This window comes from Bacillota bacterium (assembly GCA_040754675.1).
GTDB lineage: Bacteria > Bacillota > Limnochordia > Limnochordales > Geochordaceae > Geochorda.
Genome location: JBFMCJ010000576.1, coordinates 1 through 2,496, shown reverse-complemented (window position 1 = coordinate 2,496; position 2,496 = coordinate 1). Strand labels below are relative to the sequence as shown.

Genomic DNA, 2,496 nt, shown 5'->3' with positions numbered 1-2,496 from the left:
GGGCGCGCTCCTGAACGGCCTGGTAGGCCTCGAGGGCCAGGTCCGTGCGGGTGCCCGACTCGCCTGCGCCGTCGCCCTCCCGCTGAGCGCGAGACCCCCTTCCGGCCGATTCAACGCGGCGGCGCCCCAGCAGCCACTCCCCGGACAGCGGCGGAACGCCCGCCGGCCTGGAGGGCATGGCGGGCCTACCCGCCGGAAAGCGAAAAGCCTGTTCGTCAGGCCGCGAGTAAGGTGGAAGAGGTGGAAATAACATGGGGCCGCATCCGGCTCCTTCCTGGGGCCTTAGCTTACCTCGCCGATAGCATGCCCCACCGGCGGGCCGGGCGCGTTGCGGTCGAAATGGCCGTGTGGTAGAATCGCACCGTCCGCGACAGGAGATGCTCCCGGCCTTGTGAGGAATAAGGGAGGTTCAGGGGTGCCCAATACCCGGTCTGCAGCCAAGCGGCTGCGCCAGTCCATCAAGCGCCACGCGCGCAATCAAGCTGTCAAGTCCGCCATGCGCACGGCCATCCGCAAGTGCCAGCGGGCGGCCCAGCAGCAGCCAGGCGAAGGCTGGCGGCTCTACCCGCTCGCGCAGGCTGCCATCGACAAAGCGGCGCGCAAGGGTGTCATCCACCCCAACCAGGCCGCACGCCGCAAGTCGCGGCTGGTCGCTTACCTGCGGCGCCTCGAGGCAGCGCAGCAACCCGCCGCAGGTCAGGAAAAGACCGCCGCCTCGTAACCGGCTGCGTTCTCTAAGTGGCTCGACCTGCCAGGTCCGCCATGCGGGCGAACAGGCGGGTCAGGGCGTCGGGCGGGTTCATGCCCCCCCGCTTGGCGTGGTGGTCGGCCTCCGCTGCCCACAGCAGGATCTGCAGGAGGCCGGCCGTTCCCCAGCGGCGTGCCTGCCGGGCCCACTGCCTGACCACGGGGGCGGGGCGTCCGGCCACCACCGTCTCCGGCAGGCTCTTCTCGGCGCCAACCGGCCAGTGCTCCGGGGCCCCAAATCGCGCTTCGAGCGCCTCGGCCACGTCCCAGAGCTGCATCGCCTGCCGGCTCAAGTCCCGCCAGAACCAGGCAGCCGGCAGCCCTTCGTGCTGCAGGGCCCGCGCCGTCCAAAGCGCCCTGGCAAAGTCCCCCTCCAGGGCAGCGCTCGCCACCTCGAACCGCCGCCGGTCGTCCGTACCGTCGGCACGTGAGGCTGCCGTATCGTCGGCTGCCTCCAGCAAGTCGGCCGACAGCAGCAGCCGCACCTCCCGTTCCCCTAGCTCCGGGGCGCCATAGCTTGCGAGCTTTAGCAACTCCTGCTCGGCCCGTTCGGGGAAGCGCCGCAGTGCCGCTGTAACCAGTGCTCTGGCGGCCGGCGTGAGCCGCAGCGACTTCCCCAACTCCTCGGCCACCCCCCCGGCCCATCGGGCGGCCTCTTTGGGCTCGGGCTCAACGACGGTGAACGGATGGCCGGAGGGGGCCAGCTCGCGCAGAAGCGCCATCACCCGGCCCTCCGGCGATCGGTCCCACAGCACGAGCCAATCCCGCCGGACCGGATGGGCGGCGACAGCCTGCAGGAGCGCCTCCATCTCTTTCCTGGGAACGGCCTCCGCCCGCCGCACCGCCACCACCCGGGTCAGCCCGGACAGCGGCGGGGTGTAGAGAAGCTCGAGCACCGGCACGGCCTGCACTTCGTCGCCGTGAAACGTCAGCCGCTCGCTGTCCGGCGCGCCGGCCGCCTCGATGAATGCCCGGCCGGCTGCCTCATCCGGCGCGTGCAGCACGTAGGCGCCGGGCGGGCAGCCGGGAGCTGAAGTTGCCGCATCGCTCACGGGCTTAAAGCGTCACCTTCTCCCGCTTCCCACAACAACTGAGAGACCGTCCCGTCGCGGCGACAGACCTGTCGCCCCGACCAGGCCGGCCGCAGGCACGCCCCCTCCAGGTCGAATTGGATAGAACCGGCGCCCCCCATCTCGAGGCGGAAACGCCGTGAGGACCGCCCATCCGCTATCAGCCGCAGGCTTGCGAACTCGACCTGCGCGGCGCCCTGACCCGCCCCAAACCCCGGCGAGGAAAGCAAGAACCCACCGTCTCGTTGGACCAGCACCCAGACCCGGCCGAACCGCTCGAGCGCAGCGGGCAACGGCGCCGGAGCACCCTCGCCTGCGCCGAACACCTCGGCGACCGCAAGCTCTGCCCGGACCCGCCCCAGCCCTGCCAGGACGCCTGCCGTCTTGTACAGCACCGGTTCGAGTTCCTGCTCGTCACGAAGCTTCACGACGAGCCATGCCGCTCGGTCAGGCCCCAGACCCGCAGCCACCCATCCCTGGCCCGCCGGCGTGCTGACAAGCGACCCCGCCTGGGGGCCCGCCGGAGCTCTCCCCGATAGCAGAATCGCCCCGACGAGCGCCGCCACACCCCACCCCAGCGTGCGGAAGCGTCCATAGGAACTGTGTGCCCGGAGCGCGACCGCCAGGAGGGCCCCCGCTGCGGCGGGCAGTATCCATAACCGGACCGGAAGCTGCACTC

At 71.1% G+C, this 2,496-nt stretch carries 3 protein-coding genes; 1 reads left to right on the top strand and 2 read right to left on the bottom strand.

Annotated elements, in window-relative coordinates; translation table 11 throughout:
• Positions 1–415: 415 nt before the first annotated feature.
• Positions 416–721 carry a 30S ribosomal protein S20 gene (gene rpsT / locus AB1609_21075; GenBank protein MEW6048928.1) on the top strand — a complete coding sequence of 102 codons (306 nt, stop codon included), beginning with the start codon at positions 416–418 and terminating at the stop codon, positions 719–721.
• 13 nt (positions 722–734) lie between these two features.
• Here rpsT and AB1609_21070 read toward each other — a convergent pair whose 3' ends face one another.
• Positions 735–1,799 (bottom strand): hypothetical protein, encoded by a 1,065-nt coding sequence (locus tag AB1609_21070; GenBank protein MEW6048927.1) that lies wholly within the window; start codon positions 1,797–1,799, stop codon positions 735–737.
• The coding region (locus AB1609_21065; protein ID MEW6048926.1) for a hypothetical protein at positions 1,796–2,496 on the bottom strand (701 nt) is incomplete at its 5' end. The genes AB1609_21065 and AB1609_21070, both read right to left, overlap by 4 nt.